Origin of the sequence: Streptomyces gottesmaniae (genome assembly GCF_031845845.1) — a bacterium.
Lineage (GTDB): Bacteria > Actinomycetota > Actinomycetes > Streptomycetales > Streptomycetaceae > Streptomyces > Streptomyces akebiae.
Map to the genome: position 1 here is coordinate 1 of NZ_JAVRFJ010000078.1, position 15,370 is coordinate 15,370.

Consider the following 15,370-nt stretch of genomic DNA (forward strand, 5'->3'; position numbering starts at 1 on the left):
GGGGGTGCCCTCGGAACGGGGGAAGAACTCGTACCAGGAGCCGAACAGGGCCCGCTCGCGTTCCACGAGCAGGGGCAGTGGTTCGGAGGAGGTGACCAGTTCCCGCAGGGGGTGACGGGCCAGGACCGCGTCGACCTCCGGCGCCAACGCCGCCGCCAGACGGTCGGCGGCCGGCAGGGAGTCGTCGCGGAGCTTGCCCACCACCGTCACCAGTACCGCGTGCAGGTCCGCCTCCGGCACCCCGGCGGCGGCCCGCACATGGAGTTCGGCGCCCTCCTCCAGGACGAGCCCCGTGTCGATGCCGGCCGGGACCTTGATCCGGGCGGTGTGCCGCCAGGTGGCGATGGGATCGCTCCACGCCTCCACGCGGTACGTCCAGCGGCCCTCGGAGGTCGGCGTCACCGAGGCGTCCCAGCGGTCGGAGCCGGGAGCCAGTTCGCGCATCGGGGTCCACGGGGCCGGACGGCCCTCCGGATCCTTGAGCACGACATTGGCGGCCACCACGGCGTGCCCCTCGCGGAACAGCGTCGCGGTGACCTCGAAGGTCTCGCCGACGACCGCCTTCGCGGGACGCCTGCCGCACTCGACGAGCGGGCGGACATCCCTGACGGGGACGCGGCCGACGGCCGGGGCCTGAGTCGGGCTCATGGGTCTCACCTCCGCCGTGCTCGGGGATCGGCGCTGGGCCGAACGGGTGCTCTGCGGGTTCTACAGTTCCGCCGTGGAACGCCGACCGGACGGCGGACCACCTGTGGCGGAACGGCTCTCGCCGCTCCGGGTCTTGCCGGCCGCCTTGCCGCTCCGGTCCTTGCGGCTCCGGTCCTTGCCGGCCCGGTCCTTACGGGTCTTTCCGGTGGGTTCCTGCTGAGGGCGGTCGCCCTGCTCCTGGAGATAGGCGGGCAGACTCGTCTGCAGATAGCGCTCGGCGGCCGCCACGGCCTCGCGGGCACAGCGTTTGCCCATCAGGACGCACAGCGTGTAGCCCGAGGCCTCGAAACTGTCCCGGGCCGCGCGGTCGGTCGGGGACGCGAGCATCACGCGTTCCCAGGTGCGGTAGCGCCGCAGATGTCTGGCCACCTCGTTCTTGGCGGGCAGCAGCATGTGCTGGTCCCTCCCGGCACTCTCGGCGGAGCACGCTTCCCGGGGGAGGTCGTGCGTGGAGGGGCATCGGCGCCTCAGGGGAGCCGATGCCTTCACTCATGGTGCACGGGCAACCACCCGGCGTCTTGTTGGCTCTTCAACCACCTCAGGCGTCGCTCGTGTTGCACGAATGGCGTAGCCCTCCCACTCTGGGAGCTGACTCAGAAGTGATCGGTGCTCACGCTTCGTGAACGCGAGGCGGAGAGCTTCGCCGGTGAGGAGCCAACGACGATGAAGACCGCAGTGCCTCGCTACTACCACCTCGACGTGGAAGTCAGTCCGGAGCGGGTCGAACAGGTCAGCCGCATCCTGGCCGCTCACCTCCGGTTCTGGGACCTGGAGACCCTCGTCCAGCCCGTCTGCCACAGCGCCGAACTGCTCCTGCACGCCATCGAGGAGCACGCCACGGACAAGAACACGTCGATCGAGATGTGGTGGAACGGTCAGCACCTCATCTCGGCGGTGGCCGAGAACGACCGAGAGCTGCGCCCGGACCGGGAGTTGCGCCCCTGCCTGACCCGTATCGCCGCGCTCAGCGACGGCTGGGGCTGCTGCTCCACGGACATCGGCAGCACGGTCATCTGGTTCACCCAGCGGGCCCCCGTCGACCAGAGCGCGCCCCTGGTGCCGTCGGCGCCCGAGCCGGCCCTGCGCGAGGTGCTCCAGGTGCCCCGCGAGATGCCCGTCGCGGCCCTCGCCGGTTCGCCCGGCGGCGAGGCGTCGGACACCCGCGAAGACGCGCGGTGACCGTGCGGCCGGACCGCAGAGGGGTGCCCGTGTGGAGCGGGCACCCCTACCCGCTGGGTGCCTCCTACGACGGCACCGGCACCAACTTCGCGCTCTTCAGCGAGGTCGCCGACCGCGTCGACCTCGTCCTCGTGGACGACGCGGGCCGCCATCGCGCCGTCCCGCTCACCGAGGTCGACGGCTTCGTCTGGCACGGCAGACTCCCCGGCGTCGGTCCGGGGCAGCGCTACGGCTACCGGGTGCACGGCCCCTGGGACCCCGCCGCCGGCCACCGCTGCGATCCGGCGAAACTGCTGCTCGACCCGTACACCACGGCTGTCGACGGGCAGGTGGACAACCACCCCTCCCTCTACGAACCCGGCGCCGACAGTGCCGGGCACACCATGCTCGGCGTCGTCACCGACCCGTTCTTCGACTGGGGGGACGACCGCCCGCCCCGACGGCCGTACGCCGACACCGTCATCTACGAGGCGCACGTCCGCGGCCTCACCCGCACCCACCCCGACGTGTCCCCCGAACTGCGCGGCACCTACGCCGGTCTGGCCCACCCCGCCGTCGTCGAGCACCTCACCTCGCTGGGCGTGACCGCGATCGAGCTGATGCCGGTCCACCAGTTCGTGCAGGACGGCGTCCTCCAGGACCGGGGCCTCGCCAACTACTGGGGCTACAACACCATCGGCTACTTCGCGCCCCACAACGACTACGCCGCCCACGGCACCCGAGGCCAGCAGGTCACCGAGTTCAAGTCGATGGTCAAGGCCCTGCACGCGGCCGGCCTCGAAGTGATCCTCGACGTGGTCTACAACCACACCGCCGAGGGCAACGAGAAGGGGCCCACCCTCTCCTTCCGCGGCATCGACAACAGCTCCTACTACCGCCTGGTGGACGGCGACTGGGCCCACTACTACGACACCACCGGCACCGGGAACAGCCTCCTGATGCGGCACCCGTACGTCCTGCAACTGATCATGGACTCGCTGCGGTACTGGGTCACCGAGATGCACGTCGACGGCTTCCGCTTCGACCTGGCCGCCACCCTGGCCCGGCAGTTCCACGAGGTGGACCGCCTCTCGGCGTTCTTCGACCTGATCCAGCAGGACCCCGTGATCAGCAGGGTCAAGCTCATCGCCGAACCCTGGGACGTCGGCGAGGGCGGCTACCAGGTCGGCAACTTCCCGCCCCTGTGGTCCGAGTGGAACGGCAAGTACCGCGACTCCGTACGGGACTTCTGGCGGGGCCGTCCCCATATGCTCGGCGAGTTCGCGTCCCGGCTGACCGGCTCCGCCGACCTCTACGAGCACAGTCGGCGCCGCCCGCGCGCGAGCGTCAACTTCGTCACCGCGCACGACGGTTTCACCCTGCGCGACCTGGTCTCCTACAACGACAAGCACAACGAGGCCAACGGCGAGGGCAACCGGGACGGCGAGAGCGTCAACCGCTCCTGGAACTGCGGAGCTGAGGGACCCACCAAGGACTCGCGGGTCCTGGCCCTCCGTGCCCGGCAGCAGCGCAATCTGCTCGCCACACTGCTGCTGTCCCAGGGCATCCCGATGATCTGCCACGGCGACGAGTCCGGCCGCACCCAGCGGGGCAACAACAACGCCTACTGCCAGGACAACGAGGTCTCCTGGCTCGACTGGCGGCTCGACGACGAACGTCGCGCGCTGCTCGCCTTCACCCGCGACCTCATCGCCCTGCGCGCCGCCCACCCGGTGCTGCGCCGCCGCCGCTTCTTCCACGGCGACACACCCACCCGCGCGGACCAGCCACTGTCCGACCTGGTGTGGCTGCGGCCGGACGCCCGCGAGATGACCGACGCCGACTGGGACCGCTCCGACGCCCACGCGGTGGCCGTGTTCCTCAACGGCGACGCCATCGCCGAACGCGACCACCGAGGCGACCCCGTCGTCGACGACTCCTTCCTGCTCCTGCTGAACAGCCACTGGGAACCCAGGGTCTTCCGGCTGCCCGGCACCGCCTACGGCGAGCGCTGGACGACCCGCGTCGACACCACCGCGGAGCCCGACGGGGTCCCGGACGAGTCCGAGCACAAGGCGGGCGCCGAGATCACCGTCGAGGCGCGGGGGCTGATGCTGCTGTCACGGCCCTCCAGGACCGTCTGATCCTCGGCCGGCGCGCTCAGCGCTCGCCGCGCGACGTGATCGTGAACTGGGCGCCGTCGGGGTCCCGCAGCACCGCCTCGTGCGCGTCCTGGGTGAGGATCGTGCCGCCGTGGTGCTGGGCGGCCTCGACACGGTCCGCCACGTCGGAGACGGAGAAGTGCACCTGCCAGTGCGGGCGGATCGTGGGATCGGGAGCGGCCTCCAGCGCGCCGGAGCTGATCCGGGCCACCACCTCGCCCTCGCTGCGCAGCACCACCTCGTTCGCCTCGTAGCGCACCTCGCAGCAGCCGGGCTTCTCGGTGGCCCACTCAAGGACCTCGCCGTAGAAGATCGCCGCGTCGAAGGCGTCCCGGGTGTGCAGCCGGATGAAGGCCGGGGCGGCCTTGCGCCAGGTCTCCCAGTCCGTGAAGAGCGCGCCCTCCCAGATCCCGAAGGAGGCGCCGTGCCGGTCCGCCAGCAGGGCGGCGCGGCCGGGCGGGAAGGACAGGGGGCCCACCGCGACCGTCCCGCCGCGCTCCCTGGCCCGGGAGGCCGCCGCGTCGGCGTCCGACACGGCGAAGTACGGGGTCCAGGCGACCGCCATCTGCCACAGGGAGGCCACCCCGGCGATCCCGGCGACCGGCACACCGTCGGCCAGCGCGATCCGGAAGTGGTCGCCGAGCTTGGCGGTACGCCACTGCCAGCCCAGCACGGCGGCGTAGAAGTCCTCCGTGGCCGGCAGATCCCGGCTGGTGAGGCTCACCCAGCAGGGCGCGCCGAAGACGGAATGGCTGGAGACGACGTTCTCCGCGTCCCCGTGGTTGCTGTCGCTGTTCATGGCAGTCGTGTCCTGGTCTCGTCCGTCGGCACACCCCGGCCGCACTCCAGTGTCCAACCGGATCCGGGGCCGGTGCCCGTCGAGTACCCCCGAGTCGGCGTACTGACCCCGGTGACCACGCGATCTTCGGACGACCGTTCGGGTGATGACGGCGGCCCCGGCTTCTTGCCGCGCGCGGCGCGGACCTGCGCGCGAGGGCGGACGGTGGCGCGGCCCGAGGCTCCCGTGCCTCGGCCCGCGCGGCATCACGTCGACTCCCGCCGCACCAGTTCCGTCGGCAGGATCACGGCGGCCGGGGCCTCGCCGCCGATCTGCGCCAGCAGGACCCGCACCATCTCGTTGCTGATCCGGTCGTAGGGCTGGCGGATGGTGGTGAGGGCGGGGACGGACTCCGTCGCCGCGGCCGAGTCGTCGAAGCCGCCCACGGACACGTCCTCGGGGACCCGGCGGCCCGCCCGGCGCAGCGCCGCGAGGGCGCCCTGCGCCATCAGGTCGGAGGCCACGAACACGGCGTCCATGTCGGGGGCCCGCTCCAGCAGCAGGTCGGTGCCCGCCTCGCCGCTCGCCCGGCTGTAGTCGCCTGAGGCGATGAGCCGCTCGTCGATCTCGACACCCGCCTCGGTGAGCACCTCCTTGTAGCCGGCGAGGCGGTCGACACCGCCGGGCGAGTCCAGCGGACCGGTCACGACCCCGATCCGGCGGCGGCCCAGCGACAGCAGATGACGCACCATGTCACGGGCGCCGTCGCGGTCGTCGGCGGCCACGTAACTCACCTTGGAGCCGGGAGCCATGGGCTTGCCGCACTGGACGAGGGGGATGCCCGCCTCGCGCAGCTCCTGGGCGACCGGGTCCGCGGAGTGGCTGGAGACCACCAGCACACCGTCGACGTGGCCCGCCGTGATGTACCGCGTTATCCGGCGCCGTTCGTCCTCCGTACCGGCCACCATCAGCAGCAGCGGGATGTCGTGCGCGGCCAGCGCCTGGGTGCAACACCGCAGGAGAACATTGAAGTTGGGGTCCTCGAAGAGTTTCTCCTGCGGTTCCGTGAGCAGGAAGCCGATCGAGTCGGAACGGCCCGTGATCAGCGAGCGGGCGTGCCGGTTCACGACGTAACCCGTCTTGCGGATCGCGGCGTTGACCGCCTCGGCTGCCGTCGGGCTGACGTAGTGACCGCCGTTGAGCACGCGTGAGACGGTTCCCCTGGAGACTCCCGCCTCGCGCGCCACGTCGTGAATGGTCGGCGGTTTGCGCCTGCCCCCCGTGTTGCTCATGGTCATGACTTTACGGCTCCGGACAGCAGATCGAGGCTCCAGAACCGCTGGATGACCAGGAAGAGCGCGATCAGCGGGCCCACCGCGAGCAGGGCTCCCGTGATCACCAGGGTGTAGAGCGCCGGCGTGTTCGCGCCCTGTTCGAGGAGCGTGAACAGGCCCAGGGTGATCGGGAACTTCTCGTCGTCGCTGAGCATGATGTACGGCAGCAGGAAGTTGTTCCAGACCGCCACGAACTGGAACAGGAAGACCGTCACCAGCCCCGGCACCATCATCGGCAGCGCGATCCGGGTGAAGATCCGCCACTCGCTCGCGCCGTCCACCCGCCCGGCCTCCACCACGTCGGCGGGGACGGCGGCGGCGGCGTAGATCCGTGCCAGGTACACGCCGTACGGGGAGAGGACCAGGGGCAGCAGTACCGACCAGTAGCTGTCCGCCAGGTCGGCCTTCGCCATCAGCAGGTACTGCGGGATCGCCAGGATCACCGGCGGCATCAGCACGCCCGCCATCAGCACGTTGAAGACCGCCTCGCGGCCCCGGAAGCGGTAGATCGCCAGCGCGTAGCCGCTGATCGCGGAGACGGCCGTGGAGAGGAGGGCGCCGAGGCCCGCGTACAGGGCGGAGTTGCCCATCCACTGCCAGTAGATGCCGTCGCGGTAGGCGTTCAGGTCGGACAGGTTGTCCGCGAAGCCGCTGCCCGGCAGGAAGGTGAACGTGCTGAACAGCTCGCTGCCCGACTTGGTGGCCGCGATCAGCACCCAGGCGACGGGGAGGAGGCAGTAGATCGCGCCGAGCAGCAGGGTGAGCGTCGGGACGAGCGCGATGCGGCGGCGCAGCGGCGGTCCCTGGGCGGTTCCCGGGGTCGTCCCCGCCGCCGGGGCCGCCTTGCGTACGGCAAGAGAACTCATCGTGCTGCCTCCTGCTTCTGACGGGAGTTCGCGGCCCTCAGGAACCCGAAGGAGAGGACCAGGGTCGCCATGGCGATGATCACCGCGCCGGCGGCCGCCGAGTAGATGTCGCCCTCGCCGAAGGCGTCCCGGTGCACCTTCATCAGCGGACTCCACGTGGTGGAGACCGAGTTGGTGAGGGGCTTGAGGGTGGTCGGCTCGCTGAACACCTGGAGCGTGGCGATGATCGAGAAGAAGAAGGTCAGCACCAGCGAGGGCGCCACCATCGGGATCTTGATCTTCAGCGCGGTCTGCAGAGGTGTCGCGCCGTCCAGCTTGGCCGCCTCGTACACCTCGGCGGGGATCGCCTGGAGCGAGGTGTAGATGACGATCATGTTGAAGCCGGTGCCGCCCCACACCGCGATGTTCGACAGCGCCGCGTACAGGCCGCCGCCGTCCAGCAGATCCGGCTGCGGCAGGCCCAGCTTCTCCAGCACGAAGTAGAAGGGGCTGACGTCCGGGAGGTAGAGGAAGCCCCAGAGCAGGGCCGCCACGACGCCCGGGACGGCGTACGGCAGGAAGATCGCCAGCCGGGTGAAGGGGGCGAGGCGCACCTTGTCGCTGTCCAGCATCAGGGCGAAGACCAGGGCCAGACCGAGCATGACCGGGACCACGATCGCGCCGTAGCCGAGGACGCGCAGGGCGCCGTCGAGCAGCTCGGAGTCGGTCAGCGCGTCGGCGTAGTTCTCGAAGCCCGCCCACACTTCGCTTCGTGCGCCCGAGCCGAGGCCGAGGCCCTTGACCTGCACCTTGTGCAGGCTGAGCCAGACCGCGTAACCGATCGGGAGCGCGAAGAAGAGGCCGAACAGGATCGTGGCGGGGAGAAGGAAGGCGTACGGGGCCCCCTTGACCCCGTACGACCTCCGGCGTGCCGTCGTCACTCGGCGACCTCGAAGCCCTGCTTCTTCATGTCGGCGACGGTGTCGTCCTGCATCGTCTTCAGGGCGGCACCGAAGTCCGTCTTGTTCTTCGCGGCGGCGCCGAACGCGTCCTTGAAGGTGGTGTACGCGACGTTCACGTTCGGACCCCACGCGGAGGGCGCGGTCGTCTTCGCGATCTCGGAGGCCACGGTGTAGAAGTCGGCCTGGTTGGAGAAGAAGGCCGGCGGCTCGGCGAACGCGTCACTGGTCTGCGCGGTCGTGGCGGCGGGGTAGATGCCGCCCTCCTTCGCCAGCGCGGTCAGCGCCTCGGGGTCGGTGTTCAGCCAGGTGGCGAACTTCGCGGCGGCTCCCTTGTTCTCGGAGTCGGTGGTGACGGCGGTGGAGGAGCCGCCCCAGCTGCCGGTGGTGTTCTCGGAGGCCGACCACTGGGGCAGCGGCGCCACCTTCCACTTGCCCTCGGTCTCGGGCGCGGCCGTGGTCAGCGTGCCCGGCGCCCACACGGCGCTGACCCAGGCGATCTGCTTGCCGGTGTTGAGCGCCTTGTTCCAGGCCGGGGTGTACATCGGCTGGTTGTCGATGGCGCCCTCCTTCACCAGGCCGCCCCAGAAGTCGGCGACCCGCTGCGTGGCCACGTCGTCGATGCCGACCTTCCACTTCTGGCCCTCGGTGGTCCACCACTTGGCGCCTGCCTGCTGGGCGAGACCGGCGAAGAGACCGGAGTCGTTCGCGGAGAACGTCGTCAGGTCGACGTCCGCGTCCTCCTTCTTCAGCTTGCGCGCGGTCTCGGCGAACTCGTCCCAGGTCTTCGGGACGGTGAGGCCGTACTTCTCGAAGAGGTCCTCGCGGTAGTAGAACATCATCGGTCCGATGTCCTGGGGTATCGCGTAGACGGCGTCGGAGCCCAGCGTGGTCTGCTGCCAGACACCGGTGGCGAACTTGCTCTTCGCGTCGCCCGCCTCGCTCGCGATGTCGGCGACCGCGTCGTTGCTGACCAGGGTCGGCAGTGCCTGGTACTCGGCCTGCACCAGGTCCGGGCCCTTGCCCGCCTTGTGCGCGGTGAGGATCTTGGTGACCAGCGTGTCGCCGGAGGCCTGCTTCTTCACCGTGACGGTGATCTGCTGCTCCTTGCCGGGACCCTTGTTCCACAGGTCCACGACCTTGTCCATGCCCGGCGTCCAGGTCCAGTACGTCAGCTTCGCCGGCCCCGACTGGGCCTCGCTGTCGTCGTCGGACCCGCCGCAGGCGGCGAGTGTGGTGGCGCCGAGCGTGACGGCGACGGCAGTGGCCACAAAGCGCCGGTGCTTCGTGATGTTGGGCATGGATCGTTCTCCCCTGACCTGGGTCCTCGCCTGCTGCGAAGACCATGCCATGCGCTGTGAGCGTTCACAGGCAGTGCGTCTGTGAGCGTTCACAGTAGAGAAACATCCCGGACACTTGTCAATGGTTGTTGCTGTGCGGTTATGTTGGGCTCGCACCGCCGCCGCTGTGTGTGCACGTTCCCAGATGATCGACAAAACGGGAGAGATCCATGCCGGAGACCACCCCCACGGGCCTGACCAGGCTCGCCTTCGGTGGGGACTACAACCCCGAGCAGTGGCCGGAAACCGTCTGGCACGAGGACGTCCGGCTGATGCGCGAGGCCGGCGTCACGATGGTGAGTGTGGGCATCTTCTCCTGGGCCCTGCTGGAGACCTCACGGGGCACCTACGACTTCGCGTGGCTCGACCGTCTGCTCGACCTGCTCCACGAGAACGGCATCCGCGTCGACCTCGGCACCCCCACCGTCGTCCCGCCGGTCTGGTTCTACCGTGAGCACCCCGAGGCGCTGCCCGTGGCCGCCGACGGCACCCGGTACGAGTTCGGCTCGCGCGGCGCCATCTGCCACAGCAACGCCGACTACCGGGCCGCCGCCGCGAACATCACCACCAGGCTCGCCGAACGCTACGCCGACCACCCGGCGCTCGCCCTGTGGCACGTCCACAACGAGTACGGCGTCCCCGTCTCCGCCTGCTACTGCGACTCCTGCGCCGCGCACTTCCGCCGCTGGCTGGAGCGGACGTACGGTGACGTCGCGGCGGTCAACGAGGCCTGGGGCACCGCCTTCTGGGGCCAGCACTACACCGACTTCGCGCAGATCAACCCACCACGCGTGACCCCCACGGTGGGCAATCCCGGGCAGGCCCTCGACTACAAGAGGTTCGCCGACGAGACGATCCGCGAGAACTTCGTCGCCGAACGGGACATCCTGCACCGGCTCACGCCCGGCATCCCGGTGACCACCAACTTCATGGCCGCGCTCAGCCAGTGCGACTCCCTGGACTACTGGGCCTGGGGCCGCGAGGTCGACCTCGTCACCAACGACCACTACCTGATCACCGACGGCCGTCGCACCCACGTCAACCTCGCGATGGCCGCCGACCTCACCCGCTCGGTCGGCGGCGGCGCCCCCTGGCTGCTCCTGGAGCACTCCACCTCGGGCGTCAACTGGCAGGCCCGCAACCCCGCCAAGGCCCCAGGCCAGATGGCCCGCAACTCCCTCGCCCATGTGGCACGCGGCTCCGACGGCGCCATGTTCTTCCAGTGGCGGCAGTCCCGGCGCGGCGCCGAGAAGTTCCACTCGGCGATGCTGCCGCAGGCCGGCACCGAGTCGCGCGTGTGGCGCGAGGTCGTCGAACTGGGCGCCTCCCTCGACTCGCTGAGCCAGATCCGCGGCAGCCGGACCGTCGCCGACGTGGCCGTCCTGTGGGACTGGCACTCCTGGTGGGCGCAGAACCTCGCCTGGCGCCCCAGCGAGGACCACGAGGCCCGCGAACGCGCCGACGCCTTCTACGAGGCCCTCTACGACCGCCACCTCACGGTCGACTTCGCCCACCCGGAAGCCGACTTGTCGGCCTATCCCCTTGTCGTCGTCCCCGCGCTGTACCTGATGACCGAAACCGCGGGGCACAACCTCAAGGCGTACGTCGAGAACGGCGGCACCCTCGTCGTCTCCTACTTCTCGGGAATCGTCGACGAGCACGACGCCGTCCACGAGGGCCCCTACCCCGGCGCCCTGCGGGACGTGCTCGGCCTGACCGTGGAGGAGTTCTCGCCGCTGCTCGGCGGGGAGAGCGTCCGCATCACCGGCCCCGACGGCTCCGAACTCACCGGCGACGTGTGGACCGAGTTCGTGGTGACGCGCGGCGCCGAGCCCGTGTGGACCTACGCCGACGGTCTGGCCGCCGACCGGCCCGCCGTCACCCGGCACCGGCTCGGCGAGGGCTCCGCCTGGTACGTGTCGACCCGCCTCGACGCACACGGCCTCGACGCGCTCCTCGGCTGGGCCGCCGACGACGCGGGCATCGCACCCCGCGCCGACCTGCCCCGCGACGTCGAAGTGGTGCGCCGGGCAGGGGAGTCGGGCGACTTCCTCTTCGCGATCAACCACACCGCGCTCGACGCGAAGGTGCCGCTGGACACGGCCGGCACCGAACTCCTCACCGGCGAACGCGCGGCGGGCCGACTCGTCGTCCCCGCCGGCGCGGTCAGGGTCGTACGTCTCGACGCCTGATCATCAGCTGTGGGCGGCGACCGGTCACCGAGCCGTACGAATGACCGCCGCCGCTCCCCGCCCGAGGCCGCTTCCCGGCCCCGGGTCACCCCCGACGCCGACCGGATCTCTGGGGACATCCGGTCGGTCCCGGCGGCGCCGCGCCCACGGCCTTCGGGCGCGGCGCCGCCACAGCACCGCACCACCAGGCTCCCCACCTTCGTCGAAGGGACGACGATGTTCCACGCGAGACGCGCCCTCAGGGCCCTGCTCATACCGCTGTTCGCAGGTCTGGCGCTCACCACCGTGCCCGCCACCTCGGCGCACGCCGCCTCCACGCTCACCAACGGAGGCTTCGAGTCCGACGGGACCGGGACCGCGACGCCGGCCGGCTGGTCGACGTACTCGGCCGGCGGACAGAACGCCGCCTCGTTCACCGAGTCCGGTGGCCACGGCGGCAGTCACCGTCTGACCCACTGGTCGTCCTCCGCGTACAAGGTGGAGACGTACCAGTACCTGTCCGGCCTGACCAACGGAAACTACAAGCTCACCGCCTGGGTGCGTTCCGGCGGCGGCCAGAACTCCGCCTACCTCGCGCTGAAGAACTGCGGCAGCGCCGAGCAGCGCACCGACATCCCGGTCTCCTCCAGCGGCTGGATCCGGATCGTCACGTCCATCGCGGTGACCAACAACCAGTGCACCATCAGCATCAACTCCGACGCGGCCGCCGGGAACTGGATCAACGTCGACGACCTGACCTTCACGTCCGGTACGACCGGCCTGTCCATCAAGGGCTCCGACGTGTCGTCGCTCATCAAGAGCGAGGCCAAGGGCGGCGTCTACAAGAACAGCTCCGGCACCACCGGCGACGCGCTCGCCATCCTCAAGGGAGCGGGACAGAACTACGCGCGCGTCAAGGTCTGGGTGAACCCCGCCGACGGCTACAACAACAAGACGCGCGTGCTCGCCGCCGCCAAGCGCGTCAAGGCGCAGGGCATGAAGCTGCTGGTCGACTTCCACTACTCGGACACCTGGGCCGACCCGGGCGCGCAGACCGTGCCGTCCCCGTGGACCGGGCACTCCTACAGCCAGCTGAGGACGGACGTCTACAACCACACCTACGACGTCCTCAACGCCCTCAAGTCCCAGGGCACCACCGCCGACATGGTCCAGGTCGGCAACGAGATCAACGGCGGCATGCTGTGGTCGGCCGGCTCCACCTCCAACTGGTCGCAGCTCGCCGGTCTGCTCAACTCCGGCTACGACGCGGTCAAGGCGGTCAACTCCTCCACCCGGGTGGCGCTGCACCTCGCCAAGGGCGGTGACCTGTCCGGCACCCGCTGGTGGTTCGACAGCGCGGTCTCCAACGGCGTGAAGTTCGATGTCATCGGCCTGTCGTACTACGGCTACTGGCACGGCACGCTCGCGGACTTCCAGACCACGTTGGACGACGCGGCATCCCGCTACGCCAAGCCGGTGTTCGTCGCCGAGACGGCCTACCCGTTCCGGCTGGACAGCGAGGACTCGCACGAGAACATCATCGACCTGTCGAGCGAGCTGGTGTCCGGCTACCCGGCCACGACCGCCGGTCAGACGCGGTGGATGAAGGACATCGCGAGCATCGTCGAAGCCGTCCCGAACGGCCGCGGCCTCGGGATCTTCTACTGGGAGTCGACGTGGACCGCCGTCGCGGGCAACGGCTGGGACCCGACGGACGCGGCGTCCGGCAACGGTTGGGAGAACCAGGCGCTGTTCGGGTACGACGACAGGGCGCTGCCGGCGATGGCGTGGTTCAGCCATCGGTGAGTGCGCGTAGGTGACGGTTTCGTGGGGCCGTACGTCTCGGCGTGCGGCCCCTTCCGCCGTTCAGCCGCCGGCGGCGCCCAGGAAGTCGTGCAGTGATCGCGTCATGGCGGTGACGAAGGCGTCCCGGACCCGCTCCGGGACGCGGTCCAGCGAGAGGTACGGGTTGAGGTCCTCCAGCTCCACCAGGAGCAGGTCGCCGGACCGGGTGCGGCAGGCGTCCACGCGCTGGATGCCGTGGTCGAGGGTGTTCCAGTCGATGAAGCGCCGGGCGAAGGCGAGGTCGGTCTCGGCGGCCTCGTAGGGTTCCAGGACCCAGCGGCGGTCGGGGTCGGGTGCGTACAGGGCGTACTGGAAGGTGTCGTCGACGTAGTAGAAGGACACCTCGTGGCGGAAGTCGACGCGTGGCTGGACGAGGACGTCGCCCCAGGTCAGACCGGCCAGCTCGGGGCCGGTCGAGAAGCGCAGGCCGAGGGAGTCCGCGCCGGCCTTCGGCTTCACCGCGTACGAGCCGGACTCCGGCAGCAGCCGCAGGTCCTCGGGCCGGTCGACGGTGGGGATGACCGGGTACCCGGCGCGGGTGAGGTCCAGCAGGTACTGCTTGCCGACCATGTCGGCGCGGCCCGTCAGCGGGTTGTAGACGCGGGTCCCGAGAGCCGTCGCCCGCTCACGGAAGGCGTCGTACGCCTCCTGGTAGTGCAGGACGGGTCCGCTGTTGCGCACCACGACCGCGTCGAAGCGGTCCATCAGCGCCGCCGCGTCCAGCGGGTGGCACAGGGCGATGTCGAACTCCGCGCGCAGCCGGGAGGTGAGGACGATGTCCTCGTCGCCGTAGCGCCGCCCCCGGGCCGGATAGGCGAGGTCGGTGACGTACAGCAGGCGGGCACGGGTGGGCACGGCGGTCTCCCTGGTCGGTGACGGCCAACTTAACCCGAGGACATGTGGGCGGCCCGGCACGCTGCCAGGATGGACCGGTGCGGGCGATCGGGCGGACCTCCGGGAGGCGGACATGACGGGCGCGGCGGACAGGACGGACCCACACGGCGCACTGGTGCCCCGGGCCTACGTCGGGATCGGCGGGCGCGGGCCCGAGGACGTCGTCGCCGACGAGCGCGGGCGGGTGCTGACCGGGGTCGAGGACGGCCGGGTCCTGCGCGTGGACGGGCTCGCGGAGCCGGGGCGGGCCCGGGTCGAGACGCTCGCCGAGACCGGTGGCAGGCCCCTCGGCCTCGAACTCCTCCCGGACGGCGACCTGTTGGTGTGTGACGCCGAGCGGGGGCTGCTGCGGGTCACGACCGGCGACGGCACGGTCCGGGTGCTCGCCGACGAGGTGCGCGGTGAGCGGCTGCGGTTCTGCAGCAATGCCGTGGCCCTCTCCGACGGGACGGTGTACTTCACGGTCTCCAGCCGCCGCTACCCCCTCCATCAGTGGATCGGCGACATCGTCGAACACACCGGGACCGGACGGCTGCTGCGCCTCGCGCCGGGCGCGGGCACACCCGAAGTCGTCCTGGAGGGACTCCAGTTCGCCAACGGCCTCGCGCTCTGGGCCGACGAGTCGTTCCTCGTGCTCGCGGAGACGGGCGCCCGCCGGCTGACCCGTGTCCGCCTCACGGGGGCCGGGGCCGGCACGAGCGAGCCCTTCGTCGAGGACCTGCCGGGCACGCCCGACAACATGTGGCGCGACCAGGAGGGCGGCTTGCTGTGGGTGGCGTTGGCCGGCCCGCGCATCGGCGCCCTCGACCGCCTGCACCGCGCGAGCCCGGCCGTGCGGAGCGCCGCGAGCCGGGTGGCGGTACGGGCGCCGTTCCGGCCCCTGGGGTTCGCCGGGGTCGTCGCGGTCGACGACGAGGGGCACGTCGTCCACACCCTGGTCGACCGCCGTTCCCGGTTCCGCATGGTGACGAGCGCCTGTGTGACCGAGGGACGACTGATCCTGGGGAGCCTGTGGGAGCGGGGGGTCGCGGTGTGTGAGCTGCCGGGGAAGGTGGGTTGATGGTCGGGGGAGGGGGGCGCGGGGGGTTGGGGGGAGAGGGCGGAGGGGTGGGGGTGAGGCTGCGGGGCTGGGGCGCGGGGGTGGGGCGGGTGCGGGCGCAGCGGTGGGGCGGGCCG

Annotated in this window: 13 protein-coding genes; 5 read left to right on the forward strand and 8 right to left on the reverse strand. The window is 70.7% G+C overall.

The window, feature by feature from the left end; all coding sequences use genetic code 11:
- Together RM704_RS44095 and RM704_RS44100 are read right to left on the reverse strand one after the other, a co-directional pair.
- The coding region (locus RM704_RS44095; RefSeq protein WP_311593494.1) for a maltotransferase domain-containing protein at positions 1-648 on the reverse strand (648 nt) is incomplete at its 3' end.
- 60 nt (positions 649-708) lie between these two features.
- Positions 709-1,101 (reverse strand): DUF5133 domain-containing protein, encoded by a 393-nt coding sequence (locus RM704_RS44100; RefSeq protein WP_052145938.1) that lies wholly within the window; start codon positions 1,099-1,101, stop codon positions 709-711.
- A gap of 270 nt (positions 1,102-1,371) precedes the next feature.
- Between RM704_RS44100 and RM704_RS44105 the strand changes: the two genes are divergently transcribed.
- Positions 1,372-1,887 carry a hypothetical protein gene (locus RM704_RS44105; RefSeq protein WP_033526361.1) on the forward strand — a complete coding sequence of 172 codons (516 nt, stop codon included), beginning with the start codon at positions 1,372-1,374 and terminating at the stop codon, positions 1,885-1,887.
- Positions 1,884-4,010 (forward strand): glycogen debranching protein GlgX, encoded by a 2,127-nt coding sequence (gene glgX, locus RM704_RS44110; protein WP_107072255.1) that lies wholly within the window; start codon positions 1,884-1,886, stop codon positions 4,008-4,010. Before RM704_RS44105 ends, glgX begins: the two co-directional genes overlap by 4 nt.
- Positions 4,011-4,026: 16 nt before the next feature.
- Here glgX and RM704_RS44115 read toward each other — a convergent pair whose 3' ends face one another.
- The 5 genes from RM704_RS44115 to RM704_RS44135 all read right to left on the reverse strand — a co-directional run bounded on the left by RM704_RS44115 (position 4,027) and on the right by RM704_RS44135 (position 9,245).
- On the reverse strand, positions 4,027-4,827 hold the full coding sequence (locus tag RM704_RS44115) for a VOC family protein (RefSeq protein ID WP_033526360.1): 801 nt from the start codon (positions 4,825-4,827) through the stop codon (positions 4,027-4,029).
- 245 nt (positions 4,828-5,072) lie between these two features.
- Entirely contained in the window at positions 5,073-6,104 is a 1,032-nt protein-coding gene (locus RM704_RS44120; protein ID WP_033526359.1) for a LacI family DNA-binding transcriptional regulator, read from the reverse strand.
- Positions 6,101-7,006, reverse strand: a complete 906-nt coding sequence (locus RM704_RS44125; protein ID WP_033526358.1) for a carbohydrate ABC transporter permease — start codon at positions 7,004-7,006, stop codon at positions 6,101-6,103. The genes RM704_RS44120 and RM704_RS44125 overlap by 4 nt, the downstream gene beginning before the upstream one ends.
- On the reverse strand, positions 7,003-7,926 hold the full coding sequence (locus RM704_RS44130; protein WP_033526357.1) for a carbohydrate ABC transporter permease: 924 nt from the start codon (positions 7,924-7,926) through the stop codon (positions 7,003-7,005). The genes RM704_RS44125 and RM704_RS44130 overlap by 4 nt, the downstream gene beginning before the upstream one ends.
- On the reverse strand, positions 7,923-9,245 hold the full coding sequence (locus tag RM704_RS44135; RefSeq protein WP_033526356.1) for an extracellular solute-binding protein: 1,323 nt from the start codon (positions 9,243-9,245) through the stop codon (positions 7,923-7,925). The genes RM704_RS44130 and RM704_RS44135 overlap by 4 nt, the downstream gene beginning before the upstream one ends.
- Before the next feature lie 209 nt (positions 9,246-9,454).
- Between RM704_RS44135 and RM704_RS44140 the strand changes: the two genes are divergently transcribed.
- Both RM704_RS44140 and RM704_RS44145 read left to right on the forward strand, forming a co-directional pair.
- Entirely contained in the window at positions 9,455-11,476 is a 2,022-nt protein-coding gene (locus RM704_RS44140; RefSeq protein WP_033526355.1) for a beta-galactosidase, read from the forward strand.
- Positions 11,477-11,692: 216 nt separating this feature from the next.
- A complete protein-coding gene (locus RM704_RS44145) occupies positions 11,693-13,261 on the forward strand; it encodes a glycoside hydrolase family 53 protein (RefSeq protein ID WP_033526354.1) in 1,569 nt (522 codons plus the stop codon).
- A 60-nt stretch (positions 13,262-13,321) separates the two neighbouring features.
- Here RM704_RS44145 and RM704_RS44150 read toward each other — a convergent pair whose 3' ends face one another.
- Complete coding sequence (locus tag RM704_RS44150) at positions 13,322-14,155, reverse strand: ATP-grasp domain-containing protein (protein ID WP_033526353.1); 834 nt, start codon at positions 14,153-14,155, stop codon at positions 13,322-13,324.
- A 112-nt stretch (positions 14,156-14,267) separates the two neighbouring features.
- Here RM704_RS44150 and RM704_RS44155 point away from each other — a divergent pair, with 112 nt between their 5' ends.
- Entirely contained in the window at positions 14,268-15,254 is a 987-nt protein-coding gene (locus RM704_RS44155) for an SMP-30/gluconolactonase/LRE family protein (protein WP_033526352.1), read from the forward strand.
- Positions 15,255-15,370 lie beyond the last annotated feature (116 nt).